A 25,495-nucleotide genomic window follows, 5' to 3' on the forward strand; every position below is an offset into this window, starting at 1 on the left:
GAGGATTCTTCATTTCCTCGGAGATGTTCACCAGGTGTTCGAAGCCGATGAACGCAAACACTGCGAGCAGCGAAGTTTGCGCGATGCCCGACCAGGCCCCCGGGTCATCCAGCGAAGGCCAAAGTTCAGGCAGACGAGAGACGAGCGCGCCGCCATTGAACAGGCTGGCGGCGAGGATGAGGATCAACCCTCCGATCTCGACGACCGTCATCAGCCCGGCGAAGCTGATGGACTGAACCGCGGAAAGGCAGGCGATGGCTCCCATCGCGAGCACGACGCCGGCAATGATCCAGGCAGCAGGGAGCGGCACGAAGACGCCGATGTAACCGGCGCTCCCGACGCTGATGGTGGCGCCTGAGATCGTCGCCGCGGCCACCACGAGCAGTCCTGTGGCGCCGCTAAGCCATTTCCGGTGAAAGGCTGCCTGGACGTAAGCTGCCTCGCTTGCCGCGACCGGCAGTCGCGTCCCCAATTCGGCAAAGGTTCCTGCGGTCATGCCCATCACGACCGCGGCGGCGAGGAACGCGAGAGGCGCGTGCATGCCGCTCCGGGCCGCTGCCGCCCCGACCAAGACGTAGATTCCGGCGCCGATGGTGACGCCCAGCCCATAGAGCACCGCATGCGTCAGCGTTAGTGAGCGGATCAGTTTCGGCCGTGTTTCAGTGGTCATTTTCTTTGGTCGCCGATGGGCCCATGAGAACCGACTTGACCTTCTTTGTCATGGCCACGCGAGCACTGCTTGACGCTGATCAAGTGCATCGCAGGCGCGCTAGGTCATCATTCCGAGCGAGCAGGCACGCGCTTCGCGGCCCGGCGCTGATGCGACGCCTAGCCGAAGAGGTGCGCGAGCCAGTACGCCGCTCCTGCGGCCAAGCCGCCGACCAGCAGCGTTTGCGCTGCGGATTTGAGCTTGTTGACGCCCGTGAAGTGCCCCTTGACGGCTCCGAAGCACAGCAGGGCCATGCCTGTCGCGGCAACCGAGATCTGCAGGGCCGCTCCGATGTCTTTCGTGAACATGTAGGGCACCAGAGGAATCAGACCGCCGACCACGTAGGAGCCGCCGATGGTGACTGCGCTGATCGGCGCCCGCTTCGGGTCGGGGCGCTCCAGCCCGAGTTCGAAGCGCATCATGAAGTCGACCCAGCGCTGCCTGTCGGACGCGATGGCGCCGACGACGGAGTTCAACGCGTCCCCTTCGAGTCCGTACTCGCGGAAGACTTGCTCGACTTCCTCGATCTCCCGCTCGCGCAGGTGCTCGACTTCGTGGTGCTCGCGCTGTTCCTCGGCCGCAAAGTGCTCCGCGTCCGTGCGCGCCGCGAGATAGCCGCCCAGCCCCATCGCGATGGCGCCGGCGACGACCTCGGCGAGCCCGGCGGTGACGATCACGTCCGTGCTGGCGACGGCCGCCGAGAGACCTGCGGCCAGCGCGAACGGGACGGTCAAGCCGTCGGCCATGCCGATCACGACGTCGCGGACGCTTTCGGTGGCGGTGAAGTGCTTTTCGACATGGGGCGTGGCGGGCACGGTGATGCTCCTGCTTGACGGAGTTGATGGTCGAGTCCGAAGAAGGCTGCCTAGTCGGCAGCCCTCTTGCGACCGGAGATCATGGAGACGACCAGGTTTTCGCGATGCTCGAAGCTCGCGATCAGCACGCCGAGAACATGCGCCACGACCAGGCCGATCGTCGAGTTGGCCAGGAATTCGTGGACATGCTCGAGCATCTCCGAGCCCCAGTAGGCGTCCGTGATCATCATGTAGCCGGTGACGCAGGTCCCGGCCAGCGCGACCAGGAGTGCCACGATCATGGCCCCGCCCGCGGGGTTGTGCCCGATGTAGCGCGGCGCCCGGAGCAGCGCGACGTCGCGGACGTAGGCGAGCACCTCTCGCGGAGGTCGGACGAAGTTGGAAAATCGCGCATGCCGCGGACCGACGAACCCCCAGAGGATGCGTGCCGCGAGCAGACCGGCGATGGTGTAGCCCGCCGCGATGTGCACCCGCTCGATCTCGTCGCCGGTGGCGTAGGCGAGCACGAAGCAGGTCGCCAGCGACCAGTGGAAGATCCGGACGAACGGATCCCAGACCTTGACCATCGCCGGCGGCCTCGCGCCGCCGGCCTGGATCGTGTTGCTAACGGTTTTCATTTGCGACGATCACATCTGGCCGATGATCTGGCCGTTGGTGGGATCCACAAACAGCTCGATCCGGCTGCCGTTCTTGTCCAAGGCGTAGAGTTCGCCGCATGCGCTCTTGAGCTTGGCCTTCTGGACCTTGTAGCCCTGGGCCTCCACCTTGGCCTGCAACTGAGGCATCGGCAGCCACTGGGACTCCGGTGCCGACGTGCAGGGCTTGCCGAAGCTGCCGGCCTGGGCGGAAGCCGCCCCGAGGGCGACGGCGGCGACAGTCAAAATGGCGATCTTGCGCATGGGTATCTCCTGAGGGTGGCCGGGACACCATGCCCCGGCCATGCGCTCAACCTGCCAGAAGTCGCCTGACTGCCGCCTGTTGACCCAAGTCAGCGATTTGTCAGGTTGGATCTGGCATCCATATGCTTCGCATGACGAGTGTCCTGATGGATTTGCGCTTGCACCGGCTTCGGCCCCTGATCCTTGCCCTCTCGCTTCTGGCTTCGGCTGGTGTGCCCGCGTCCGGCCGCGACCACGACGAGGCGCGGCGCGCCGTGGAGGCCGGCGAGATACGTCCGCTCGCGGACGTTCTCGACCTGGTGAAGGGGAAGCTTCCCGGCGACGTAGTCGGCGTGAAGCTCGAGCGCGAAGGCGGCGCATGGACCTACGAATTCCGCGTGCTCGACGGCAAGGGCCGGCTGTTCGACATCCACGTCGATGCGAAGAGCGGCGAAGTCGAGCGGACGAAGGAGAAGTGATGCGCGTGCTTCTTGTCGAGGATGACCCTCGGATCGCATCCGACGTCTCGCACACGCTCGAGGCTTCCGGTTACGTAGTTGAAACAGCCGGGAATGGCGAGGACGCCTGGTTTCTCGGGGACACCGAGGATTTCGGGGCCGTCATCCTCGATCTTGGGCTCCCGGGCATGGATGGCCTGGCGGTGCTGAAGCGCTGGCGCGCCAACGGCCGTCAGATGCCGGTCCTCATCCTCACCGCTCGGGGAAGCTGGGCCGAGCGGGTGGACGGCATCGACGCCGGCGCGGACGACTACCTGCCGAAGCCGTTCCGGATGGAGGAGTTGCTGGCGCGTCTGCGCTCGATCGTGCGGCGTTCGGCGGGGCACGGGTCCTCGGTTCTGACCGCGGGCGAGATCACCCTCGACGAACGGCAGATGAGGGTGACCCGCCGCGGCGTGCCGATCGCGCTCTCGCCGCTCGAGTACAGGCTCATCGCCCATCTCCTCCGCAATCGCGGCCGGGTCGTCTCTCAGCAGGAGATCGACGAGAACGTCTACGGTCACGGCGAAGATCACGACTCCAACACTCTCGAGGTGCTGATCGGCCGCGTCCGCAAGAAGCTGGGCGCAGAGGCGATCGAGACGCGCCGCGGCTTCGGGTACCTAGTCCCGGAGCCCGTCCAATGATCAGGCACTCCTTGCGGCTACGGCTGGTCGCCGGCGGCATCATCGCCATCCTGATCGCGCTTGCCGTCGCCGGGGGCGGGCTCGTCGTCCTGTTCGAGCGGCATGTGTCCCGCACGCTGGCCCAGGATCTCGAGGTCCATCTCAAACAGCTCATGGCGAACATCGATCTCGATCCGCAAGGCAAGCTGGTTCTGACGCAGACGCCAGTCGATCCGCGCTTCGCGGATGCTCTTTCCGGGCTGTACTGGCAGGTGGGAGACGATCGCGGGCAGCTTCTACGCTCGCGCTCGCTGTGGGATTCCGCGATGAAGCTACCGGCGGATCGGCTCGGGCCTGGCGAGACTCACCAGCACGAAGCGGTGGGACCGGGCGTGCAGCGCGTGCTCGTGGCCGAGCGCGCCGTCACGCTCACGGCGGAGGGCAAGCCGGTGATCGTCCGTCTTGCGGTCGCCGAGGACCTGGCGAGGGTCTCGGCGGCGACTTCGGCCTTTGCGAAGGATCTTTCGGTTGCGCTCGTTTTGCTCGGCGGGGTGCTGGCAGTTGCCAGCTGGGTCCAGATCAGTGTCGGCCTGCGCCCGCTGGTCGCGCTACGCGGCGGCGTGGCCGACATCAGGGCGGGGCGGACCCGCCATCTGCCCTCGTCCGTCCCTTCCGAGGTTCACCCTCTCGTCGAGGAGGTGAACGCGCTGATCGACGCCCAGGAAGCCGAGATCGAACGGTCCCGCGGACGCGCCGCCGACTTGGCGCACGGATTGAAGACGCCGCTCGCGGCGCTGGCGGCCGATGCCGAGCGTCTTCGGGGGCGGGGCGAGGGGGAGATCGCGCGTGACATCGAAGCCGTCGGCGAAGCTATGGGGCGCCACGTCGACCGCGAACTCGCGCGGGCCAGGGTCCGCGGTCGCGCCCGAGGCATCGCCCCATCCGTTTCGGTGAGTCCGCTCGTCCAATCGATCATCGCGACCCTGTCCCGCACGCCCGACGGGGCGCGGGTGAGCTTCGACAACCTCATCGGCGACGACCTCCGGGTTCCGGTCGACCGGACCGACCTCGCCGAAGTTTTGGGAAATCTGCTTGAGAATGCGACTCGCCACAGCGCGGGAGTGGTCCGGATCAAGACAAAGGGCGGTCCGCCCTCCATCGTGATCGAAGACGATGGTAAAGGCATCGATGCAACCCATTTGGCGCGTGCGCTTGAGCGCGGCGCGCGCCTCGACGAGCGAGGTGGGACCGCCGGCCTTGGCCTTGCCATCGTGCAGGACGTCTTGGACGCCTACGACTGGGGACTGCAGCTCTCCGGGTCGAAGCTCGGCGGCCTGATGGCCACAATTGGGCCGAGGTCGGCATTGATCGAGAAAGCAGGCGTCATTGGTTCAGAGCGCTCGCCCTCGTCATCGATGGCTCAGCCGCAGCAAGCCTAATGGTTTGCCGGCAGTTGGCGACAGGTGCATTCGGGGCAAGTATCACCGATCGACTCCAGCACGTCTTGGACCTCGGCGACAGCCTGGTCCGGAGACAAGCCGTCCGGAGGCTCCTGTCTTGCGAAGTCCAACGCGCGCTCGCGGGCGTGAGGGTCGGCTCGGTCCTTTGCCCAGCCATGCTCCTCGCATTCGTGGACGGCGCCCGCCTCCTGCAGCACGCCGAGCGCCCATCCGCGCAAAGTTCTGATCGCCGGGCGTCTTTCCTTCGTCATCAGCATCGAGCTTGCTCCTGCCGGAACGAATCCCTTCGCCCGTCTTCTCGTTCCGGGCGGTCAGCACGCAGCAGGGATTCGCAACGGCAGGGCTGAGGTTTGTCCCCGTGTTCCGCGGGGCTGTGCACAACCCACCGTCCGGTGCCGGCATGAGGCGCGTCCCAGTGCCCTGCAGGCTGCTCGGCATTGCTATCCCGACCGTGGAAGGTTTAATTGCACTCGCAGGTACCTCCGAAGTGGCAGGAGGGGTGCATGGGTAACTGGCTCGTTGTTCCGAAAGGGACAAGCTTGGCGAGGCGGACCCGGGCGCGCCGCGCGGCGCAGTACGTCCGAATGTCGAGGGAGCTCCAGCGCTACTCGATCGCGAACCAGATGGCGGCCATTGCCGCCTATGCCGAGACGAACGCGCTCACGATTGTGCGCACCTACCGCGACGAGGGCCGCAGCGGGCTCGGGATCAAGGGGCGTCCTGGTCTCATCGAACTGAGTCGCTGGGGCCCCGATTCCAGGATGTCGACGAGAGTGCCTACTACGAATTCCTGTGCAAGCGGAGCGGCGTCCAGGTCGAATACTGCGCGGAGATCTTCAAGAACGACGGCACCTTTGTTTCCGGGATCGCAAAAAACCTGAAGCGCGGGATGGCCGCCGAGTGGAGCCGGGAGCTCTCCGTCAAGGTGCACGCGGGACACTGCCGGGTCGCGAGCCTTGGGTACCGCGTTGGCGCTCCAGTCGGCTACGGCCCCCGACGCTTGATGGTCGACGAAGGCGAGCATCCGAAGGCTCTTCTGTTAAAGGGGCAATTCAAGGCTCTGCAGTCGGATCGCGTTCGGCTGCAGCACGGCTCGGCCGAAGAGGCCGCCGTCATCCGGGAAATCTTCGATCAGTTCGTCAACTGCCAAAAATCCTACAGCGAGATCAGTCGCCAACTGAATGACGCCGGCATCGCCAATCACAACGGTCGGCCCTGGACCGACGGCATGATACCCACCATTCTCGGGAACGAGAACTACATCGGCAAGACCGTCTACAATCGCACCTCAAGACGCTTGGGCCAGAAGCTGGTCAAGAATCCGGATAACGCTTGGGTTCGGGGTGCTGCGGCGATCGAGCCTATCGTGGACCAAGGCATCTTCGCTCGCGCGCAGAAGCTGCTGGCCGATCGACGCGTGGGGATTCCGGAAGAAGAGATGCTGCTGCGCCTTCGTCTCACGCTCCGCCGGCGCGGTAAACTCAACTCGCACATCATCAATACGACGCTGGGTCTCAATCACGTCTCCTCGTACATGAAGCACTTCGGTTCGCTGCGGAAGGCCTATGCGCTGATCGGATATGTGTCCCCGCGCGACTGCGACTGGATTGATACCCGGGATTCTTGGGCCGCCGAACAATCGAGGCATGCCACCGAACTCGCGGAGGACCTGCGAACGGAATTTGACATCAAGGCTGCTGTTGTTCCGGACGGCATAGGGCTTGACGTCGGAGGCTCACGCGTAGTTTCGTTTCTCGTCGCGCGACGACTGGCGCATCGTGGAAAGGACCACGCGGCGCAATGGAAAGCCTACCGAAGGAAGATCTCATCCGGCCTGCTCGCCGTGATGCGGTTGGATGCGGCGAATCGGGCGATCGAGGACTACGTGCTGTTGCCTGCCCCGCTGAGTTCGGAACGCTACGTCTGGCTCTCATCCGATTCCCTTCGTCGGCGTCGGGGCGCGTTTTACGAGGAAAAGGGGGCATTGTTCGGTGCCATCAAGACAATGCTGGCAAAAACCAACCGTGCCGCCCCAACCAGCTCAGCACCGTCGAAAAAGCGATCGAAATCAGGCCGGCCCAAAGCCAAGGGCTTCGACGGGCGGCGCTCACGGTGCGGAGATACAAAACCGCTCCGATGAGCGTGCCGTAGTTCCTTCGGAAGTCACCATTCAATTGTGCAATCTTGGACAATTCCGAGGACGTCTCGACGTCATTTGCCATCGGGCTGGCTCCTTCGTCTTGGTAGGACCAGCGCCTTATGAACCACTGTTTTGCCCGACGGCGCAAGTGGTATTTCGTCTTATCAGAAAAAACATGATCGCAGTGGAACTTGGCCGGAAGCTTTAGAATTCTCAGATGCGGCCGCAGTCCAGGCCACCTGCTTGATTATGAATTGCTAGGCCGCTTCGCGGTACCCCTCTTCGCTCCGCTTCTTGTTGATGAGGTTCAACAACTGCGCGGTGGCCCGCGCATCGCATAAGGCTCGATGATGATTGTCGAGCGAGATGCCATATATCTCGCAAAGCTTCCCAAGTCCGTAGGACTTGTGTCCTGGATAGCGCCGCCGCATTCCGGCGCACGTGCAGAGCTTCGGGAATCTGAAGCGCCGCGCGATCCTATCGAATTCGTAGGCCATGAAACCGTAGTCGAAGCTGACGTTATGGGCGACGAAAATGCTGTCCCCCATGAACTCCATGAAACGGTCGGCTACCTCCGCGAACAAGGGTGCGTCCCGAACCATTTCGTTCGTGATGCCGGTCAGCTGAACGATCTTTGCGGGAATGGAGCGCTGAGGATTGACGAGAGAATGCCACTCGTCGACGACACAGTGATTGCGAACCTTCACCGCGCCGATCTCGGTGATGCGATCGCCATTCGACCAGGAGCCGGTCGTCTCGATATCGACCACCACGTAGTCCTGCTCGGGGTCGAAACGATAATCCACCCGACCGATCTCGGCCATGATGCCGGCGGCGCCTAGCTGGCGGAGGCGGGTCAGCTGGTTGCGGCGGATCACGTCCCCCTCGGCCTTGACCTCTATGAAGGACGCTTTGCCGTCCTGCACTAGCATCAGATCGGGGAAACCGTCCCGCATGCCGCGGAAATCGTCGCACATACTGCCGATGATGCCGGCGATGCCGGCCGAATCGGATCCTTCGAGCAGCGCGCGCAGCGCCTCCACTTGCACATGATCCCAGCTGAACACCCCATTCGGGCGGCCCCATTTTGCTGCGACGGTGCGGAGGATCAACGGAAGAGAAGCTCCGGATGCGATGGCGGCCAGTTTCTCGTCGATCGGCACGGCGAAGAGCCGACGGAAGCTGCGGTCCTTCAGGCAATGGGGTAGCCAGTCGAACCCGCTGGGCATTCGGGTGCTCTCGAAGAGCTCGTCCCAGAAGAGAAGGCCGAACAGGGTGTGCCACAGCACATTCTCGGTGAAGAAAACCTTGGTGCCCTCGCGCCGCAGAACGCCGGCGACGCCTGCTTCTGGATTGCCCCGATGGGTATCGTCGACGGTGATCGTTCGCCCGGACCGCAGCAGTTCGGTGTAGACGCCTGTGCGCCTCCCTCCGAACTTGCGAGCGTAAAAGTCAGTTGCGAAAACGTGCTCCCCGTCGCTGGCGGGATCATCGATCATCCGCTGCAGCAGGTCTTCGGCCCCAATGCGATCCCCGGTATTGTAAAGCAGGCGGACCAGGCGCTCGTTGCAGTCCGGCGAGCACCCCAGCCGGTAGAGCTGACGGGCAAGATCGCTCTCGCCCGCTTTCTCGAAGAAAAGTCCGGTCTGATGAGCCGCTCGGCTGCGGAGGTCCTTGCCGTACTGTGTCCCGCATGCAGGCCCGGACAGCACGTCGATGGCGGCCCGCCTGTGGACAGGCTCCGATCCGTTCTCAAGGCTATCGAGAATCTGGCTGTAGTGGAACGAGGCAAGCGCCTCCTCGGCATCGGTGAAGCGTGCGCTGAACGCGGTCTCGCGATTGGTGCGGAGGATACCCAAGTCCCGCAGCGCGAAATTCTTGAGGTTCACCTCGGTCTTGCCGAAGTAGAGATACAGCAGGAATTCGATTGGCCGCGTGCCGTCGAGAGCGATGAATTTCCGGGCGCCGCAGTGCTGCGCGGCCGTCGAAAACGGGATCTGTTCGAGATAATAGTCGATGAACTTGGCTTTGGCCCAAGACTTGCGGACGTCTTTGCGCCCAGCCGCCTGTGCACCGGTGAAGAGGACATCTTTGGGAAGACACACGACGAACCCAGCGTAGTCGATTTCACCGATCACGCGGGCATGACCGACCATCATCAGATCCGACGTCGCCTGCTCGATATCGTCGATCTCAGGGTAGTCGAACAGGGACCGATTGAATATCGCACCACGCCGGTTGATCATGCGGATCAACAGGCATCGGGCATCTCTCGAAAGGCCCTCGAAGCGCGCTATGAAAGCGTGATGATCCGGGCCAAGAACGGGTTCGTACGTTCGCTGCACGAACCCGAGCATTTCGGCGAAGTGGTCCAAGTAATAGTAGACAGGCAGTTGAGGCAATTTGGCCAAGCGGACCTTCGCGGAAGGAATCGTTAGTTCTATTTCTGTTCTAGTGCCGTCCTCAGAGTCAAGCGGCTCGACGGCTACAGGTGACCACTTCCGAATACTTCGGCGGTCGCCGGCGCGGCGTCTTCCTTCACGCCCCGCGCGACGATCCGCAGCGCCCCGTCCGGCAGCGGCCGTTGTAACTTCAGCGCCTCGTCCGGAGGTGCGGTCATCCAGGCCTCGACCTCCTCGGGCGTGGTCAGGATCACCGGCATCGCCTTCGGATGGATGGCGAAGACTTCGGCGTTCGGCTCCGTCGTCAGGAACGCGTAGAGGTCGTTGGTGGTCTCGCCCTCCTTGACCTTCCGGACCGACGTCCAGTTCGTCCAGATGCCGGCGAAGCAGGCCAATGGCCGGCTTTCATCGAGCGCGAACCAGATGTCGCCGCCTTCGGCCTTGTTGAACTCGCTGAACGAGTTGAACGGCACGACGCAGCGGTTCTCCGGACCCAGCCACCTCGTCCAGTGCTTGGACTTTACGTTGCGGATGTTGGTCGTACCGCCGTCCGGCTCCATCCGGAGCAATTCCTTGAAATCGACCGTCTTGCCCTTCGCTTGCAGCTTCTCGGCGCGCTTCTTGGTGGCATCCATCAGCGCCTTTGACGAGGAGGGCATGCCCCAGCGCGCGGTCGTGAGTTCGCGCCCCTCGGCGCCCGTTCGGACGATCGGCGCCCGGTAGTCCGGAAAGACGCCTGGCATCGGCGCCAGGTTGCCGACGTACCGGTTGACGACCCGGAACAGCGCGCTGATGGCGGCCTGATTGGTGGTGATCGAGTACAGATTGCAGATGTGGACGGCCCCCCACTTGTCAGGATTGTAGCAGACTTTTGGCCAGATCGCCTTGCGGTCGACCCCGGAAAGCGGCGTCGGATGGTGCTTGGGCGCCATGGCCGTTTCCGCCCGCTAAACTTCGTACGACGGCCAGCAGCCGTCCTCCTCGTGGCGCCCGGTGCGCTGAGCGCATGTGTTGTCCAGAAGGCGCTGGCCGACGTTCCGCCAAGCCGCGTCCGGACCGTAGAGTCTGACGGCATCCGCCTTTTGGATCTCGAGGGTCCGACCGCAGCGCCGGCATTCCACCCTCAGCAAGTGTCTGGGAATTTGGTCTAGCCGCAGAGAGCGTCCGGATGGGCCGGGCCCCGGATTGGCGCCATCGGCGCGTGGGTCATCCAGGAGCGCCTGCCAATATTCGCGCGGCAGATCGTCGTCCGGCGCCAATCCGCGCTCGGTAGGTGCCCTTCTGCGGACGGTGGCGGCCATCAGATCCATCTGCTTTCGGGTCGGCATGCGCCAGCTGGCGGGGTGGTCGGTCATGGCCAATTAGAACATATCAAGAACAAAAGAGTCGAGTCCGTATTTCCCTCACGTCTCTGCGAGCGCCGTAAACAAAAGCGGGCAAAGCCAAAATCGACGGTTGCCGAATCTCCCGCCAGTTGGGGACAATGGACCTTAGAGATGGCGCCTAGGCCGCGGTACTACCTTGATGCAGCAGCGGCTCTCGTCGGCAGAAGCGAAGGCTGGACGAAGTCGGGCGCAAGAAGACGCAGGGGTTGGGCGGGCACGCGCGAACATCGCCCACGGAACGTTTACTCCGACGGGAAGGTCGGGCGGGAGTCCTCGGATTGTCGGAGCGCGACGTCATCTTCATCAGCCACGCGACGCCGGACGACAACGAGTTCGTCCGCTGGCTCGGCACCAGGCTAACAGGCATCGGGTACAAGGTTTGGGCCGACATCTTCGATCTGGCTGGCGGTACGCCGTTTTGGACGAGCATCGAGGACGCGCTGCGGAAGCGGACCATCAAGGTGGTCTTTGTGGTCTCGAAGGCCAGTTGCGACCCGAACCGCACGGGTGTCCAGAACGAGATTTCAGTGGCCGACGCGGTCAAGAAGTCCCTCAAGGATCCGGACTTCATCATCCCCGTTCGGATTGACGACATCGCCTTCGGCGATTTGCCTATTCAGATCCATCGGCTGAACGCGATCGACTTCACGACGGGATGGGGCGGGAAGCTTGCGGATCTCGTCGACACACTCACCAAGGCAAACGTGCCGCGAGCGGTGACCGATCTGTCGGCCGAGTTCGACCGGTGGCGGCAGGCATCCGTGCGGTCCGACGTCGTGGTCGAGCGCGGCGCAGAGCCGTTGCTGACCAGCATCATCCCGATAGTCCGGCTGCCGGACGAGATCTCCTTCTACGAGTACGAGGGTGAAAACAAGAAATTCGAGCAGGCGATCGAGACGGTGCCGCATCCGCACGCGATGCATAACAGGCTGCTCGTCAGCTTCGCCGCTGTGCACGAGATCCAGACGCATCTACCTGCCGAACTGACCGTATCGCTCCGTGGGACCGCAAGCTTCCCTTTGTTTTTGGAGGGCAAGGTCACCGACCCGGTGGGGCCGCAACGTCGCGACGCTAACTCCTGGGCGGTCCGCATGCTGCGGGAGTCCTTCGAGGCGCACCTCGCCATGCGGGGGTTGCTCCCCTATGCCGCGTCCGCCGGGACGGTCATGTTCTTCCCAAAGAGGCTGCTGGCCGACGATCGCGTCTACTACACGAACGCGAAAGGCAAGCGGACCTACAAGCAGGTCGTGGGCGAAAGCAAGGTGCTCAAGGCTCAATGGCATCTCGGCATGCGGGCGGTCGTTCGCCTCGGCGATGCACCCACCGTGCGGCTACGCCCCTACGTCGTCTTCACCAGGGACGGCAAGACGCCCCTCAAGGACGCCGACGAGATGAGCAAGCTGCGGCGGCGCTTCTGCAAAAGTTGGTTCAACCACGTTTGGCGACCGCTTTGGCAGGCGTTCTTCGAATTCTTCGGCGCAGGTTCCGAGAGCGTGCCGATCGCGTTGGGCGAGCATCGCAGTTGGGCCGTAGCCGGCGAGGGTCTGAAACTCACCGCGGGCATGCGCATGCCGTTCGACCTGGATGTTGCCGACGAGGAGGGCGAGCCCGAGGAGCCGGACGATGCCGAAGACGACGAGGAGTCGGACGACGGGATCGACGAGGGGGATGAGGAATGACGGCTACGTGGCGGGCGATCCACATCGACGAGCCTCAGCTGTCGTTTGGGCATGACCAATGCGCGGAGCATCCGAAGGATGGGCTCTTCCTGTTCGGCCCTGTCGCGTCCGGACAGAACCCGGCCCGCATGGACGTCGGTGTGATCGGGACGCCGGCCGGTCTCGAAAAGTATTCGAAGTGGATCGCTTCGATCGAGAAATTCATCGACGTGCCGCCGCCTGCGCCGAACCGCAAGCGCAACGACGCCAATACCTTCGTTTGGCCCGGTTTCGAGGCGGTCTATGGCGCCGCCTGGCCGAGCAAGCCGTTCGCGACATGTACGATCGACGCCGTCGAACTCAGTAAGCGGATTCTTGGTGCAGACCGGCACCAGGCGATCTATTCCGCGGTCGCGTTGTATGAAGAGGCACTAAGGAAGTATCTCCGCGAGGAGGAGGCGCGCCCGCAGTTGTGGTTCGCGGTGGTGCCCGACGACGTCTACAAGTACGGCCGGCCCAAATCGACGGTGCCCGTCAAGCTGCGTACGCCGGGTACCCGCAAGCTCGGGATGAAGGCGGCACGCGCGATCCTGACGGAAGGTTCGATGTTTCAGGAGGAGAGGGAGGCGGCGGCCGTCTACGAATACGAACTGAACTTCCACAACCAGCTCAAGGCGCGGGTCATGGACACCGGCCAGGTTATCCAAGTCGTCAAGGAAGTCACGCTCGATCCGCCGACCGAGAAGGCCAAGGCGCAGATGCAGGATCCGGCGACCATCGCCTGGAATCTCTCGACCACCAGCTTCTACAAAATCGGCGGACGCCCGTGGCGCCTCGCCGATCTGCGCGACGGCGTTTGCTACGTGGGGTTGGTGTTCAAGCGGATCGATCGGCCGAGCGGGCGTGATAACGCCTGCTGCGGCGCGCAGATGTTCCTCGGATCCGGCGATGGTCTTGTTTTTAGGGGTGCCGTGGGCCCCTGGTACTCCGAGACGAATGACGCCTTCCATCTCGATCAGGATCAGGCGGCCAAGCTGATGGAGATGATCGTCCGCGCGTACAAGGACAATCACGGCGAGGCGCCGAAGGAACTGTTCATCCACGGCAAGACAAACTTCGAATCCAAGGAATGGGCGGGATTCGCCAGCGCGGTTCCGCAGTCGACCAAGCTGGTCGGCATCCAGATCCGCGACAACGCGGACGTCAAAGTTTTCCGATACGGCGCCAACGCCGTGCTGCGCGGCACGGCCGTCGTGACGTCCGAAACGTCGGGTTACCTCTGGACGCGCGGATACATCCCGCGACTTCGGACGTACCCGGGCCGCGAAGTGCCGAATCCGCTCACCGTCGAGATCAGACGCGGTGACGCAGATATCGAGCAGGTGATGCGGGATGTGATGTCGCTGACGAAGCTTAATTTCAACGGCGCCGAGTTCTGCGATGGCCTGCCGGTTACCTTACGCTTCGCCGATCTGGTTGGCGAAATCCTGACGGCAGGTCCGATCACGCCGCACGCGCCGCTGCCCTTCAAGTTCTATATCTGAGAATGCATCATGGCCTCCGCTCCGAAGACGCCATCACTCTATTCGCGCATGCAGGCCCATGGCACGCTAACGGAAGAGCCGCGCGACGTTCCAGACGCGCGCTTCGCGCTGCCGTCGACGATCAACTGGATGCGTGCATTGGCGATCCTCACCGTCGATCAGAGGATCGATTACTCCGCGGCGAGGACCTTCTACGCCAAGGTGCAGGCGCGTGGACTGCCCGAACGCGAGTTCAATACCGTCTGCGAACAGCTTTTGTTCGTCCTGAATCAGATCGGAGCTCTGCAGGTTCTGGCGACAGCCCCGAACAAAGCCGACGTGACCTGAACCGCGATCGTCGCCTGGTACTACGGCGTCTACAGTGCCGCCTCGGCGATGACGGCGGCGATGGACGGTTCGTTTCGGGATAACCACAGCGAGACCGCGCGAAAGTGGCAGGGGCGCTTCCCCGCTCGAAATCTGGCGATTCATCCGTTTGCCGACTTCCTCTCTAGCATCCTTCCCGCCACGGCTGATGCCGAGCTTGCTCCAATGAGGGCGCGGGGTCGTCATTCCTTGGTCAACGCTCCGTCCACCGCACAGGAAGCCTGGGGTTGCTGCGCTGAATATCTTTCCGGAACGGCGGGTTGAGAGCGATGGAACGTCGAGGAGAGAGTACGGGAGAATTCTACGTTCAAGGCGTTACAGGTTTCGGACTTCAGGACGAAGGCCGCGCGCGAGTTGCGTGATGCAGCCTATGAGAAGCGGGGCATCGCGTTCCTCCACCAGGCATCCCGATATCGTGGAAAGGCAATTACCGCGACGCTATTTACCTCGCATACGGAACGTCCGTGCCGGCCTTGTTGACAGGCTTCATCGACGACCTGCTGACTGTGTTGAAGGCCTTCGCGGCGATGGCGGGTGCCTATTGCTCGGTGCGGGTCGGCAAGATGGCGTGGGCGGACTTAGTGGACGACTTGGATCGCAAGAAGGCCATTTCGGTCTCGCCCAAGGACATCTGGTGGCCGTCGATCGGGTGTTTGCGTCAAACTACCAACGCGGGTCGAGAGATCGTGGCGGTCGAACTGTCCGCTGTCTCTTGCGGTCGGTTGGCGATCTTGCCGAACGAGACCCTGATCTTCGCTTGCCCGGAAAACTCTTTGTTATCGATAAAGCGGTGGCGGTTAGGCCCGACGGCTCGAGTTAACGGTTTGATACGGCCGATCTGGATTCTTGGCGTTCGAGACCTCGCAGGGAGCGACGCATGCTCAACGGCCACTGGGATAGCCATCACTTGCTTCTCGACTTCGAAACAGTCGACGGCGACACTATCCGTATTGCCCGTCCGTGGCTCACGTTTCTTGTGGACCGCTATTCGCGCTGCATCGTCGGATTTTCGCTTTGCACAACCCCGCCTTCAGGGGACGCCATCTTCGACGCCGTGCGTATGGGCATCAAGCGGAAGGATAAGATGCTGACCCGCCTCGGCGGCATGACCAATTCCTGGGAATGCCACGGCGTACCAGCCGCCGTCACCACAGATGCCGGGCGAGGCTCACACTCGGAAAAGCTTCGCGGAGCGAGTGAAGTGTTGCAGTTCAGCCTTCACTTCAAGCCGCAGAAAAAGCCGTGGCTTACGGGCCAGATCGAAAGCTGGTTCAATTCTCTCGAACGTCCCGGCGGCAAAAGCCGTAGAGCGCTATCGCTCGGAGAGGCCAGTTGGATCGTCACGAAATGGATCGTCGACATCTATCACCAGCGGCTTGACCCCGCTTTGGATTGCACGCCTGCGCAGATGTGGGGTTCGGGTCTCCAAAAGACACCCATTTTGCGCGTCGTTCCCGACGATTTGGTCGATGTGGACTTCCAGCAGCCCATTCCGCGCGCCATTGATCGTGCTCAGGGGCCCCCGCCCTCAAGCTCCGGTTCGCTCGAATTCTAGCAGGATACTACTGCACTAGGGACGCAGCGGTACGGATCGTTTCGGCATCCGGCGTGCGTTTCGCGCCAATAGACAGCAGCTGACCTCCGATCGGAACGTCCGGTGGGAAAATTGGAGCCCAGGTTCCAAGTCTCTCGGGCAGACGTTGACGGCGTTCACGCGATTCTCCGCCCGCATCTAGCGCGCTTAAACCGCGACGGCGCTTTCGTCCGGTTCGGCCGACTGGAGAAAGCCCGCGTCTTCTCTACATAGCAACGATTTCAAAAAGGATTGTTGACGGTCTTCTTTTATTTGGCTACCATAATGGATAAAGCTGCAGCCGTGCATTGACGCGGCAAGCCGATGGTCCTTGAACGTCGATGGCCGTGAAGCATCAATACGAGGTCAAGCAACTGCGCGCCGCCTATCAAGAGGCGTGGAAGACCACTCTGGATTTTCTGAAATGGTGCGGCGAGCAGGAGACGACGCCGCGTGAGACCACGGTCGAGGAGATCCAGGAAGCCATCGGAGCGAGCCGCCGCGAGATGGCGGACCTAGTCAGCGGGATCACCGAGGTGAAGATCGGCACTCGCATCATCGGCCGGCACGGCAGCAAGACACGACTCCGCTGGCTCTTCACTTTGCGTAGCATCGAAAAGGTCGCGCGGGGCGAGACCGAGATCCTGGTCGAGACCGGAAGCGACACGCCGTTCGCAAGCGACCATCTCAGGGAATACTCGTACCCCCTTCGGGAGGATGAGGAACAAGTTATCTTTAAACTGCCACGCGATCTCACTCAACGGGAAGCAGATCGATTGGCACTCTACATCCGTTCACTGCCCAAGGACTGAAGAAACCGAAGCGAAACCGCCGGGCACGCCTTCTTACCGTTGGCGCGAACGGTCGGACTTTGCCTCAGCCAAGCACGCGAAGGAGGTTCGAATGAATGCCATGCCGTCAAGGACCATGCTCGTTGTCGAAATTGAAAGTCTGCCCACCGCGAACGACCCCGGAATCCAAGAAGCGATCCTGTACGTCTTGTGCGAGCCGTCGTGCATGCCGGCCCCCGGTATCATGATCACCGGCGTCGGCGGCGAGATGAAGAGTTCCGAACGGTGGCCGTTTTTCATCAACAAGGACGGCCGCGGAGATTGGGGCGCCGCCTGCGAAGACGAAGACGAGCGTTTCTTCGAAACGAACATGCGGGGTAAACCGATGAAGGTGTCCGAGCTCCTCACCGTGAAGGCTGCCCATCCGGACTGGCCCGGCAAGCAGGTCGAGACCACCTTCCGGATCCGCAAGGCCACCGCCATCGCCGGCCCGGTGCTGCAATGATCGCCGCACCGCATCGAGGTCCGCAAGCGGAAGGACCGATTTAGGACCTCCAACGCCCGTCGGGTTGACATCATGGGGGATCGCCCACATCTTGACGGATGGCCGATCCGGCCACGCCGTTCACGCTGGCGAAGCCTTTCGGGCAGGATCGCGATCTTCGCGTCTTCATCCCTCATGGACATCCTTTTCATAGGGCGCCTTGGGGCCGAGTGAACCAGCCACTCTAAGTCGCGCGCCCGCGATGAGGACGTCATGCGTTTCCATTTTCAGAATCTCGACCGGCCAAAGAAGGCCGCCCAAAAGTTCGTTCGCCTTCTCGATGGTGCAATTCCGCTGTCGAAGGTGCAGAACGGTCTCGCGGTAGCGGTCGGCTACCGCGATTGGCATGAACTCGAAAATTCGCACGCGCAGGGCGCGGCGACGCCTTTGGATCAGCAACTGCCTCCGGACGTGTTCCACGGTCGGGCCGCCGGCGTGGCACTCAGGCTCGCGGCCTCGCTTGGGATCGGCGACGGCTTGGCGCAGCAGGCCCTGCTTGCCTCCCGATTGACGGGCGACGGCGCGACATTCGAGGACCATCTCGTGATCCGCTCGCTATGTTGGAAGGCGTCCGGTCGCTGGCCTTCGACCGGTATGGCCGGCACCGTCGTCCGACTTCGTGTCCCGTTCGGGGTTTCGCGGCGCGTCGCCTTGTTGACCGCTAATTTCGATGCCGGAAGAAGCGACCTGGTCCAGATCATCAGCGACAATCGCTGCGGGATTTGCGTCCGAAGCGAGATCGCCGTCCCGCGTGACCCGCTCCCCCTGTTCGTTCCCCATCGCCTACGCCTCGCCTACGGCGCATGGGTCGAGCCGGATGGAAGCACCGTGCTGTTCTCCCGCGACTATGCCCCGTTATGGCGCCTTCGGGAGGGCCAACCTCCGGTCCAGGTGCCAGCAACCGAATGGATCAAGCACGTCGGGCAGACCTGGTTCTGGGGCGATGGATCTGCGCCTTGGGACGATGTCGGGCGGCTGCGCGAAGAAGAAGACCGCTTGGCTTCCTACGGCATCGTCGGCTTGCCGGACTTGGTCGACCTTTTGCCCGTCATGGTCGCCTCGGTCGGCAACGTGCAGATGCCCGGTCGAATTCTTGAAGACATGCGCGCCCCGCGCGCCTTGGCCGGTTAGGAGGACGGACATGGACGTAACCGTCGAATCCGCGTCCGAACTGATTGACCGCTTCGAACAACTTTTGTCGTCATGCGGCATCAGCGTTCCGAAGCACGCGCAGACCGGCGCGGACATGCTCTCGATGTGGAAAGTGTTGCAGCGTGTTCGGGCCGGCTTCAATGGAAGTCCGGATGAGCTCAGACAAGAATACACGACCGGTCTGGCCGCCCACGACTTGGCGGCGAAGATGCTCGACGTGTGCCAACTCCCGCAATTCGCGGATCTGGTGCCTCATCTCGATCTGCTGACCAAGGGGGCGATCCATCTGACCGAATTGCCGCCGGCCTATCCGGACGGGTACAACAAGCTGATCGAACTCTACTGGGCCGGTCTCTGCCTCGGCGCCGGCTTGACCATCGAGCTCGATCATCCGATCAAATCCGACGGGAAAAACCCGGACATCATCACCAGCGCCGAACTGAGGCGATCCAAGCATGGCTACGCGCTGAAGACAGTCCGGTCGCCGCACACGCAGAACATGCTCGATCACCTCAAGAAGGGCATCGAGCAGATCGAGGTGTCGTCGAGCACCGAGGGGATCGTCGCTTTCAATCTGACGCCGCGCCTGCTTCAGGAGCACTCAATCTGGCCTCATGGCGGATGTTTTCTCGACTGGAACATGCCCGCGGCGGCCGTGGTGCAGGGTTGCGCTCGAATGGTCGATCAGATTGTCATCGACAACGGTCGGCCGGCCATCGACGCTCTCTTTCGTGGTAAGAAGGCGACCGGTTCGGTTCTTTGTCTCGCATTCTGTCCGACCGTCGCCTTTCACCCTCAGACCGGCAAGCAGGTGGTCATGCCCCTGAAGGTCGGCACCGTTGTTCCGGTCTCGCATGAGAACCCGCTTTCCGACGCGTTCGGAACTGAATTGACGGTGCTCAACCACATGATGCAGACAACCTTGGGGCGATAATATCCGCGATGAGGTCGAAGCCCGATCTCGATTGCCGCGGCTTCGATAGTAGTGCGACTTCGACCGCATCGGAATGGAGCGAAGCAGTGCCGAGCCAGGAGCTTATCGACGGGGTACGAAGCCGCCTTCCCGATGATTTTTCCAGGCGGCAGCTGGATGGCGCGCTGGCGGTGCTTACTCAGGAGAATAATCCGGCGCGGGCGAACCAGTCCGCGAGTTCGTTCCGCGAACTGACCGCGCACGTGCTCGAGACCATGGCGCCGGACGCGGACGTGATGCGGTGCACGTGGTTCAAGCAGGACAAGAACGCCGAAGGACCGACGCGACGGCAGCGTGCGCTGTACGCCTGCCGCGGTGGGCTGACCGATGAGTTCCTGAAGGACAGGGTCGGCATCAAGCCTGAAACGCTGCATGCTGGCTTGGGTCCCGCCTTTCAGGAGTTGAACAAGCGGACCCATGTCCGCCCGGACACCGAATTGAAGACGGAAGAGGAGATCGAAGAGTTCGCGGAGACCGCATTGGCCGCGCTGGAGGATCTGTTCGAGACCATCGACGAGATGAAGGGTCGTGTCGCGACGGCCCTTTCGCGAGCCTTGAGCGGTGCCGCCACCGGTGCGTTCATCAACCAGACGATCGCCGAACTCGATGAGATCTCCGGACGGTATGAGACAGGCATCGTCCTAATTGACGATCCGGAGATCCTGAGCCTGGATGCCGACCGGATCCTGTGCCGCTTCACCGGGACCGTCGGCGTCACGCTGATGGCGGGCGGCAGGCACGACGCGGTTGAATTCCGCAACAGCTTTCCTTTCGACTGTGAAACCTCGGCGGCGGCGACGACGCCGGAGGCCTTCGATGCCGCCGATACGACGGTCGAGGTCGACGTCTCTTCCTGGAGAGAGTGACGCCCGGATGCGGCGCAGCCGTCTCCGGGACATCTAGGCGTCGAGGAACGTCTTACCTGGGTCCGACGCCGACTGGCCGAACGCCCAATTCTGATCACCGACATCCCGGGCCCGCACGGACGTCTCCGCCAGCACTTGCGCAAGCCTCTCCCGAACTCCACCACTTGCGGCGCCACGTTCGACGTACGGGATGACGGGCTTCAGTTGCGGTTAAGGCCGTACTCACCGCGCGTCAGCAGGATTCGCTTCCAGAAGGCCTCTCGCTCAAGGACGGTCTCATCAGGAGTCGGGCTCGCACGATATTCGAGTAAGGCAAACCGGAAATTGTTTCGGCAATATTCGAGCGTAGGGTCGCGAACCAGAGCGGTGAGTTCGACGTTGCCGCCGTGACCCGTGGAAGCGTAGCTGCACCAGCGGGCCCATACCCCTTCCGACCCATAAGCCGAGCCCACATACCGCTTTCCGGTACTCGTATCGGAGATCAGATAGATGCCTTTGACGCTACTTAGAGCTGCTTTCCAATCGGGGCGGCCTGTCCGGACAAGCGTCTCAAGCTCCTCGAACGAAAGGTCGATATTCTCAAAGCCCGGAAAGCTGCGGCCAGTATAGGGCTCCCGAAGAAGCTCAAGGACCTCGAAGCTGGAGTAATGGTTTTCGAAATTCACTCGCGTCGCGCGCTCCCGGTACGAAGAACGAAGTTTTAGGCGACCGATGAAGCCGCCGCCTTCTTCGCTCAGCGTCACCACATAGCGATCTGACAATCGTTCCAACACGCAGAACACACCACCGAAGAGCCAAGCGTCCGGTTCGTGATAAAACTGGATGAGTGAAAAGATCTTCTGACGATTGAACTCGTCGCGCGAAGGGCGGTACTCCTGCCAACCTTGCCATTCTCCCCTGTCGCGGGCCCACACCTCTAATGGCTGGCTGTGCCCGTTCCAGCGCGCAAAATGGAGCTTGTAGTCCGATGGACCGGATATCGACCAAATGTCCGAAAGCCGAAGGGAGGAAGGCGGCGGCTCAGAGGCGCTCATTTTCGCCCTCTAGCACACTTGTGGCCTAGTCGGCCAATTTGCCCATCGTCTTCCCGGGGGCCAGGCCACGGCCGCCGGGCCCGTTGATGTAGACGAAGATTTAACCACGATGGACCGAGCGATAGCGTCGGACGACTCGTTCTTGGATCTCGCTCGGTCCGATGGCGGTGTTTTGACTAGATCAGGCGGCAAAACGTGACGCACTTATGTGTGTTTTGACACTCTTATAAGGTGCATCACAGCCAGACGTCAACCCTACGGATCCAGCTCCGTATCCCAGTAGAGATAATCCAGCCAGCTGTCGTGCAGATAGTTCGGTGGGAACAGGCGGCCGTTGCGGTGGAGCTGGTGCACGGTCGGCGCGAACGCGTGCTGGCGTGGAAACATCTTGGCCTGCACCGGCGTGAGATTGCCCTTGCGCAGATTGCAGGGCGAGCACGCCGCGACCACGTTCTCCCAGGTGGTCTGGCCGCCTTTGCTGCGCGGGATGATGTGGTCGAAGGTGAGGTCTTCGGGCGAACCGCAATATTGGCAGGCGAAACGATCGCGCAGGAAGACGTTGAATCGGGTGAACGCAGGGTGCGTGGTCGGCTTGACGAAGGATTTGAGCGAGACGACGCTCGGCAGCTGCATTTGCAGCGTGGGACTATGGACCGCCTGATCGTAATGCGCGACGATGTTGACGCGGTCGAGGAATACCGCCTTGATCGCGTCCTGCCACGACCACAAAGACAGTGGGTAGTAACTCAGCGGCCGGAAGTCCGCATTCAGCACCAACACCGGCCAATGGCCTTGCGAGACATGTGCGTTCAAGTAACGCTCCTGGCCTCCAATGTACGCTGCGAAGCAGCACGTAACTGACATACTACATGCAGCGTGACGGGATTGTGAAGCCCGTTGAGCGACTTATTCCGGCGCAAGCAATGCGGCCGGGGGGTGGCAAACCGCGCAAAACGCCATGATTTCCAGGTCCGAGGCCGCGGAGGCAGCGTCGTCCTGACAGCGCGACGTGGATGTGCCGAGGCAGCTAGTCCCGCACCCGCTCCAGCTTCTGCAAACATCGCGTCGCGCGCACCGCGGCCGGCATCTCCTCGTCCGGAAAGCTGGTCTTCCAGTCGGTGACTCCGACCTCTCCGACATAGATGTCACCCCTGGAATCCAGTGCAATGCCGTGCGGTGCCAGGAATTTTCCGCTCGCAACGCCCGGGCCTGCCTCACCGCCAAGCCGCGCGATGCGATTGCCTTTGGCGTCCACGATCGACAACCGCGGGCCGAGATTGGGCACCTTGCGGTTGACCGCGAGGCCAGGTCCGAGTTCCCCGATGACGAAGGTCGGGCTCTTAGCCCCACCGCAGCAGCATAGCGCACAAGGGCGGTGCAGATTGTTCCACTGCGTCTCGTACTTGCCGTTGCCGTCGAACACCTGCACGCGGTGGTTCTCGCGGTCGGCGACATAGACGAAGCCGTCGGCATCGGTGGCGATGTTGTGCACGATGTTGAACTGGCCGGGATCGGTGCCGGGCTCGCCCCAGCTTGTCATCAGCTTGCCATCGGGTGTGAATTTGTGCACGCGCGCATTGCCATAGCCGTCGGAGACGTAGATTTCGCCCTTTGGCGACAGCGCGGTGTGGGTGCAGCGGTGGAAGGGATCGCCGCTCATGAACGGCGACGGTTTCTCGGGAATGCCGATCGTCAGCAGCACCTTGCCGTCGGTGGTGCACTTGCGCACGGTGTGGTCGCCGTCATCGGTGCAATAGAGGTTGTCGTCGGCATCGATGTGCAAGCCGTGGGCGCGCGAGAACAGGCCTTCGCCCCAACTGCGCAAGAAATTGCCCTCGCGGTCCAGCACGACCATCGGATGGGCCCCGCGGTTGAAGACGTAGACGCGGTCCTTGCTGTCGACCGCGACCGAGGCGACGTCGGTGAGCTGCCATCCGTCCGGCAGCTTTGCGAAGTTCTCAACGACGCGGTAGCGGTGCTCGCCGGTGCCGAGAATGGCTGGCATTGAATGTCCTCTCTTGTTGTCATTCGGGGGCACGCGAAGCGTGAACCCGGAATCCATCGTACGGCATTTTCGAGGAGGAATGGATCCCGGGTTCGCGCTGCGCGCACCCCGGAATGACGGCTGTGTTCATGTCCGCCCCAGAATCCCTTCCTCGATCGCCTTGATCTGGAGCGCGAGATATTTGGAGTTGATCCGGCATTGCGCGAGGCTGCCGGCGATGAACCAGAGGCCGGGCTGCCCAGTGCGCACATACATGTTGCGCAGTTCGAGGCCGTCGCCAAAGCCCCAGATCGGGCCGACCCGGTCGGCGACGGCCTCGCCGAACAGTTTCCGCACCAGATATTCCTGCGTCTTGTAACCGGTCGAAAGCACGATCAGGTCAGCTGGAACGGTCGTGCCCTTCATCCGGACGCCCTCGGCGACGAAGCCCTCGATCTCAGAAAACTGCCTGAGCTTGATCGCGCCCTCCACGATGAGGTTGGAGCAGCCGACGTTGAAATAATAGCCGCCGCCGCGGGTGAGGTATTTGAACTGCCAACCGGTGCCGGCCTCGCCGAAATCGAGCTTGAAGCCGACGCTGGAGAGGCCGTCAAGCAGCTCCTTATCAAGCTGCTTCGACTGCTCCGTCAGCATCACATGGGTCTTCTTCGCCAGCGGCGTCGGCATCGAGGTGGCGATCAGATCATTGTCCTCGAGCGTGCCCTCGTTGTAGGTGGCATAAGCGAGTTGGGCCGACGGCTCGATATTGGTGACGAGCGTGGGTGAACGCTGCACCAGCGTCACTTCGGCGCCGCTGGAGTGAAGATCCTGCGCGATGTCGTGGCCGCTGTTGCCGGTGCCGATGACGATGGCGCGTTTGCCTGCCCAGGTCTCGCCGTCCTCGTAGCGGCTCGAATGCAGCAGCGTGCCCTTGAAGTTATCGAGGGTCGGAATAGCAGGCACATTGGCGATGCCGCTGACGCCGGTTGCCATCACCACATGGCGCGGGTGCACGGTCCGTTTGCTGCCGTCGGCGCGTCGCAACGTGACGGTCCAATTGCCCTTGGCATCGTCGTAGGGGCCGCCTTCGAATTCGGTGCCGGTCCAGAAGTTCAGCTCCATCGCGTCGACGTAAGCTTCGAACCAGTTGGCGAGCTTGTCCTTGGGGATATAGGTCGGCCAGCTCGGCGGAAACGGCATGTAGGGCAAATGATTGACCTGCACCTGGTTGTGCAGGGTCAGCGCGTGATAGCGCTTGCGCCAATTGTCCCCGATCCGTGCCTCGCGATCGACGATCAGGGTGTCGATGTTCAACTGCTTCAGCCGCGCCGCAATCGCGAGCCCGGCCTGGCCGCCGCCGACCACCAGCACGGCGGGATCGCGATCGGCGTAGTCGCGCGCGGCGTTGCGCAGGTCGAGCCAGTTCGGTCCACGGAAGTCGCGCGAATAGGCCTGGCCGCGCGGCCGCGAGGTGCCGAGCTGCTCCTCGAAGCCCTTGAGCTCGTCGAGCGCGGTGAGGAGCGTCCACGCTTTCAGGCGGTCGCCGTCGGTGGCGTCGGGCACAAGCCGGACGATGCCGCTGCCGCGCCCCAGTGCGGTTTCGAAATCGAAGATCGCTTCGATCGTGTTGGTCCCGGCACGCGTCACCCAGCGCGGTGGCGCTCGGTTCGGCGCGATCTTGAAGCTGCCCGGCGCGACCTTTGCCGCGAGCGTTGTCAGCTCCCGCTTGATCGAGTCGCCGCCGGCGATGGTTTGCAGGTTCCAGCTGAGTGCCAGCGCGTCGCGCCAATAGCTGTCGGCGAGGAGCAGACGATCCAGTCCAGCGTCATGGGGTGCGTCAAGCGTGCGCTCAAATTCGTCGAGCCAGGCTTGCGCGGATGCCGCAATATCCTTCGTCCTGTCCAGCATGCGCGACCTCGTGCCGTCTTCGCGGCGTTTCCTCTAGGGTCGAAAGCTATACTGTTTCGCAGACGGCCAATAGCCGATTACCCGAGCAGTAAGAACATGTGCCCCTGCTTCAGCGGAATGCGCCCGTTGAGAGAGACCTGCGGCACCCTCGTGGTGTTCGAGGAGGGGCACACGAAAAAGGCTCCACCTT

General features: G+C 62.5%; 25 protein-coding genes. 14 read left to right on the plus strand and 11 right to left on the minus strand.

Going from position 1 to position 25,495, the window contains the following annotated elements; translation table 11 throughout:
- The 4 genes from AC0L3C_RS07505 to AC0L3C_RS07520 form a co-directional block, all read right to left on the minus strand.
- Positions 1 to 670, minus strand: a 670-nt coding sequence (locus tag AC0L3C_RS07505) for an APC family permease (RefSeq protein ID WP_473407561.1), incomplete at its 3' end; no start/stop codon positions are given.
- A 158-nt stretch (positions 671 to 828) separates the two neighbouring features.
- Positions 829 to 1,524 carry a VIT1/CCC1 transporter family protein gene (locus tag AC0L3C_RS07510; protein ID WP_007604849.1) on the minus strand — a complete coding sequence of 232 codons (696 nt, stop codon included), beginning with the start codon at positions 1,522 to 1,524 and terminating at the stop codon, positions 829 to 831.
- Positions 1,525 to 1,574: 50 nt separating this feature from the next.
- Positions 1,575 to 2,141 carry a cytochrome b/b6 domain-containing protein gene (locus AC0L3C_RS07515; protein ID WP_473407562.1) on the minus strand — a complete coding sequence of 189 codons (567 nt, stop codon included), beginning with the start codon at positions 2,139 to 2,141 and terminating at the stop codon, positions 1,575 to 1,577.
- A 9-nt stretch (positions 2,142 to 2,150) separates the two neighbouring features.
- On the minus strand, positions 2,151 to 2,423 hold the full coding sequence (locus AC0L3C_RS07520) for a PepSY domain-containing protein (RefSeq protein WP_473407563.1): 273 nt from the start codon (positions 2,421 to 2,423) through the stop codon (positions 2,151 to 2,153).
- Positions 2,424 to 2,569: 146 nt separating this feature from the next.
- Here AC0L3C_RS07520 and AC0L3C_RS07525 point away from each other — a divergent pair, with 146 nt between their 5' ends.
- The 3 genes from AC0L3C_RS07525 to AC0L3C_RS07535 are packed head-to-tail and all read left to right on the plus strand — an operon-like array spanning position 2,570 to position 4,964.
- A complete protein-coding gene (locus AC0L3C_RS07525; protein ID WP_473407564.1) occupies positions 2,570 to 2,881 on the plus strand; it encodes a PepSY domain-containing protein in 312 nt (103 codons plus the stop codon).
- A complete protein-coding gene (locus tag AC0L3C_RS07530) occupies positions 2,881 to 3,546 on the plus strand; it encodes a response regulator transcription factor (RefSeq protein WP_473407565.1) in 666 nt (221 codons plus the stop codon). The genes AC0L3C_RS07525 and AC0L3C_RS07530 overlap by 1 nt, the downstream gene beginning before the upstream one ends.
- Positions 3,543 to 4,964 (plus strand): sensor histidine kinase, encoded by a 1,422-nt coding sequence (locus AC0L3C_RS07535; protein WP_473407566.1) that lies wholly within the window; start codon positions 3,543 to 3,545, stop codon positions 4,962 to 4,964. Before AC0L3C_RS07530 ends, AC0L3C_RS07535 begins: the two co-directional genes overlap by 4 nt.
- Here AC0L3C_RS07535 and AC0L3C_RS07540 read toward each other — a convergent pair.
- Positions 4,961 to 5,242: a hypothetical protein gene (locus tag AC0L3C_RS07540; protein ID WP_473407567.1), complete on the minus strand. Its 282-nt coding sequence runs from the start codon at positions 5,240 to 5,242 to the stop codon at positions 4,961 to 4,963. The two genes, AC0L3C_RS07535 and AC0L3C_RS07540, sit on opposite strands and share 4 nt — an antisense overlap.
- A 246-nt stretch (positions 5,243 to 5,488) precedes the next feature.
- Here AC0L3C_RS07540 and AC0L3C_RS07545 point away from each other — a divergent pair, with 246 nt between their 5' ends.
- Both AC0L3C_RS07545 and AC0L3C_RS07550 read left to right on the plus strand, forming a co-directional pair.
- Positions 5,489 to 5,866 carry a recombinase family protein gene (locus AC0L3C_RS07545; protein ID WP_473407568.1) on the plus strand — a complete coding sequence of 126 codons (378 nt, stop codon included), beginning with the start codon at positions 5,489 to 5,491 and terminating at the stop codon, positions 5,864 to 5,866.
- Between the two features lie 122 nt (positions 5,867 to 5,988).
- On the plus strand, positions 5,989 to 7,125 hold the full coding sequence (locus tag AC0L3C_RS07550) for a recombinase family protein (protein WP_473407569.1): 1,137 nt from the start codon (positions 5,989 to 5,991) through the stop codon (positions 7,123 to 7,125).
- A gap of 257 nt (positions 7,126 to 7,382) precedes the next feature.
- Here the strand turns inward: AC0L3C_RS07550 and AC0L3C_RS07555 are convergent, their stop codons facing one another.
- On the minus strand, positions 7,383 to 9,536 hold the full coding sequence (locus tag AC0L3C_RS07555; RefSeq protein WP_473407570.1) for an exonuclease domain-containing protein: 2,154 nt from the start codon (positions 9,534 to 9,536) through the stop codon (positions 7,383 to 7,385).
- A 74-nt stretch (positions 9,537 to 9,610) separates the two neighbouring features.
- Positions 9,611 to 10,360 (minus strand): SOS response-associated peptidase, encoded by a 750-nt coding sequence (locus AC0L3C_RS07560; protein WP_473407719.1) that lies wholly within the window; start codon positions 10,358 to 10,360, stop codon positions 9,611 to 9,613.
- An 830-nt stretch (positions 10,361 to 11,190) separates the two neighbouring features.
- On the opposite strand from AC0L3C_RS07560, the gene AC0L3C_RS07565 reads away from it, so the two are divergent.
- From AC0L3C_RS07565 to AC0L3C_RS07605, 9 genes are all read left to right on the plus strand, one after another.
- Entirely contained in the window at positions 11,191 to 12,591 is a 1,401-nt protein-coding gene (locus tag AC0L3C_RS07565; RefSeq protein ID WP_473407571.1) for a toll/interleukin-1 receptor domain-containing protein, read from the plus strand.
- On the plus strand, positions 12,588 to 14,114 hold the full coding sequence (locus AC0L3C_RS07570) for an argonaute/piwi family protein (protein WP_473407572.1): 1,527 nt from the start codon (positions 12,588 to 12,590) through the stop codon (positions 14,112 to 14,114). The genes AC0L3C_RS07565 and AC0L3C_RS07570 overlap by 4 nt, the downstream gene beginning before the upstream one ends.
- Positions 14,115 to 14,123: 9 nt before the next feature.
- Positions 14,124 to 14,441 (plus strand): hypothetical protein, encoded by a 318-nt coding sequence (locus AC0L3C_RS07575; RefSeq protein WP_473407573.1) that lies wholly within the window; start codon positions 14,124 to 14,126, stop codon positions 14,439 to 14,441.
- A 916-nt stretch (positions 14,442 to 15,357) separates the two neighbouring features.
- Positions 15,358 to 16,035: a hypothetical protein gene (locus AC0L3C_RS07580; protein WP_473407574.1), complete on the plus strand. Its 678-nt coding sequence runs from the start codon at positions 15,358 to 15,360 to the stop codon at positions 16,033 to 16,035.
- A 359-nt stretch (positions 16,036 to 16,394) separates the two neighbouring features.
- Positions 16,395 to 16,865 carry a hypothetical protein gene (locus AC0L3C_RS07585; protein ID WP_473407575.1) on the plus strand — a complete coding sequence of 157 codons (471 nt, stop codon included), beginning with the start codon at positions 16,395 to 16,397 and terminating at the stop codon, positions 16,863 to 16,865.
- A gap of 91 nt (positions 16,866 to 16,956) precedes the next feature.
- Entirely contained in the window at positions 16,957 to 17,349 is a 393-nt protein-coding gene (locus AC0L3C_RS07590) for a hypothetical protein (protein ID WP_473407577.1), read from the plus strand.
- A gap of 342 nt (positions 17,350 to 17,691) precedes the next feature.
- Positions 17,692 to 18,519, plus strand: a complete 828-nt coding sequence (locus AC0L3C_RS07595) for a hypothetical protein (protein WP_473407578.1) — start codon at positions 17,692 to 17,694, stop codon at positions 18,517 to 18,519.
- On the plus strand, positions 18,482 to 19,474 hold the full coding sequence (locus AC0L3C_RS07600; protein WP_473407579.1) for a hypothetical protein: 993 nt from the start codon (positions 18,482 to 18,484) through the stop codon (positions 19,472 to 19,474). Before AC0L3C_RS07595 ends, AC0L3C_RS07600 begins: the two co-directional genes overlap by 38 nt.
- 86 nt (positions 19,475 to 19,560) lie before the next feature.
- Positions 19,561 to 20,379 (plus strand): pPIWI-associating nuclease domain-containing protein, encoded by an 819-nt coding sequence (locus AC0L3C_RS07605; RefSeq protein ID WP_473407580.1) that lies wholly within the window; start codon positions 19,561 to 19,563, stop codon positions 20,377 to 20,379.
- Positions 20,380 to 20,579: 200 nt separating this feature from the next.
- Here AC0L3C_RS07605 and AC0L3C_RS07610 read toward each other — a convergent pair whose 3' ends face one another.
- The 4 genes from AC0L3C_RS07610 to AC0L3C_RS07625 form a co-directional block, all read right to left on the minus strand.
- Positions 20,580 to 21,413, minus strand: coding sequence for a GIY-YIG nuclease family protein (locus AC0L3C_RS07610; protein WP_473407581.1), 834 nt, complete (start codon positions 21,411 to 21,413; stop codon positions 20,580 to 20,582).
- A gap of 255 nt (positions 21,414 to 21,668) precedes the next feature.
- The gene (locus tag AC0L3C_RS07615) at positions 21,669 to 22,226 is read right to left on the minus strand and encodes an HNH endonuclease (RefSeq protein ID WP_007597381.1); all 558 of its coding nucleotides are present in this window, start codon (positions 22,224 to 22,226) and stop codon (positions 21,669 to 21,671) included.
- A 214-nt stretch (positions 22,227 to 22,440) separates the two neighbouring features.
- Positions 22,441 to 23,418 (minus strand): peptidyl-alpha-hydroxyglycine alpha-amidating lyase family protein, encoded by a 978-nt coding sequence (locus AC0L3C_RS07620; RefSeq protein WP_473407582.1) that lies wholly within the window; start codon positions 23,416 to 23,418, stop codon positions 22,441 to 22,443.
- 126 nt (positions 23,419 to 23,544) lie between these two features.
- The gene (locus AC0L3C_RS07625; protein ID WP_473407583.1) at positions 23,545 to 25,305 is read right to left on the minus strand and encodes an NAD(P)-binding domain-containing protein; all 1,761 of its coding nucleotides are present in this window, start codon (positions 25,303 to 25,305) and stop codon (positions 23,545 to 23,547) included.
- Between the last annotated feature and the right edge of the window lie 190 nt (positions 25,306 to 25,495).

The organism is Bradyrhizobium sp. WSM4872 (genome assembly GCF_055811715.1).

What these genes read in the sequence shown, in the direction of transcription:
- AC0L3C_RS07525 (WP_473407564.1), top strand. Translation starts at nt 2,570, where the DNA reads ATGGATTTGCGCTTGCACCGGCTTCGGCCCCTGATCCTTGCCCTCTCG.
- AC0L3C_RS07515 (WP_473407562.1), bottom strand. Translation starts at nt 2,141, where the DNA reads ATGAAAACCGTTAGCAACACGATCCAGGCCGGCGGCGCGAGGCCGCCG.
- AC0L3C_RS07550 (WP_473407569.1), top strand. Translation starts at nt 5,989, where the DNA reads ATGGTCGACGAAGGCGAGCATCCGAAGGCTCTTCTGTTAAAGGGGCAA.
- AC0L3C_RS07575 (WP_473407573.1), top strand. Translation starts at nt 14,124, where the DNA reads ATGGCCTCCGCTCCGAAGACGCCATCACTCTATTCGCGCATGCAGGCC.
- AC0L3C_RS07540 (WP_473407567.1), bottom strand. Translation starts at nt 5,242, where the DNA reads ATGCTGATGACGAAGGAAAGACGCCCGGCGATCAGAACTTTGCGCGGA.
- AC0L3C_RS07620 (WP_473407582.1), bottom strand. Translation starts at nt 23,418, where the DNA reads ATGCCAGCCATTCTCGGCACCGGCGAGCACCGCTACCGCGTCGTTGAG.
- AC0L3C_RS07580 (WP_473407574.1), top strand. Translation starts at nt 15,358, where the DNA reads ATGCTCAACGGCCACTGGGATAGCCATCACTTGCTTCTCGACTTCGAA.
- AC0L3C_RS07570 (WP_473407572.1), top strand. Translation starts at nt 12,588, where the DNA reads ATGACGGCTACGTGGCGGGCGATCCACATCGACGAGCCTCAGCTGTCG.
- AC0L3C_RS07625 (WP_473407583.1), bottom strand. Translation starts at nt 25,305, where the DNA reads ATGCTGGACAGGACGAAGGATATTGCGGCATCCGCGCAAGCCTGGCTC.
- AC0L3C_RS07610 (WP_473407581.1), bottom strand. Translation starts at nt 21,413, where the DNA reads ATGAGCGCCTCTGAGCCGCCGCCTTCCTCCCTTCGGCTTTCGGACATT.
- AC0L3C_RS07590 (WP_473407577.1), top strand. Translation starts at nt 16,957, where the DNA reads ATGAATGCCATGCCGTCAAGGACCATGCTCGTTGTCGAAATTGAAAGT.
- AC0L3C_RS07535 (WP_473407566.1), top strand. Translation starts at nt 3,543, where the DNA reads ATGATCAGGCACTCCTTGCGGCTACGGCTGGTCGCCGGCGGCATCATC.
- AC0L3C_RS07585 (WP_473407575.1), top strand. Translation starts at nt 16,395, where the DNA reads ATGGCCGTGAAGCATCAATACGAGGTCAAGCAACTGCGCGCCGCCTAT.
- AC0L3C_RS07530 (WP_473407565.1), top strand. Translation starts at nt 2,881, where the DNA reads ATGCGCGTGCTTCTTGTCGAGGATGACCCTCGGATCGCATCCGACGTC.
- AC0L3C_RS07520 (WP_473407563.1), bottom strand. Translation starts at nt 2,423, where the DNA reads ATGCGCAAGATCGCCATTTTGACTGTCGCCGCCGTCGCCCTCGGGGCG.
- AC0L3C_RS07545 (WP_473407568.1), top strand. Translation starts at nt 5,489, where the DNA reads ATGGGTAACTGGCTCGTTGTTCCGAAAGGGACAAGCTTGGCGAGGCGG.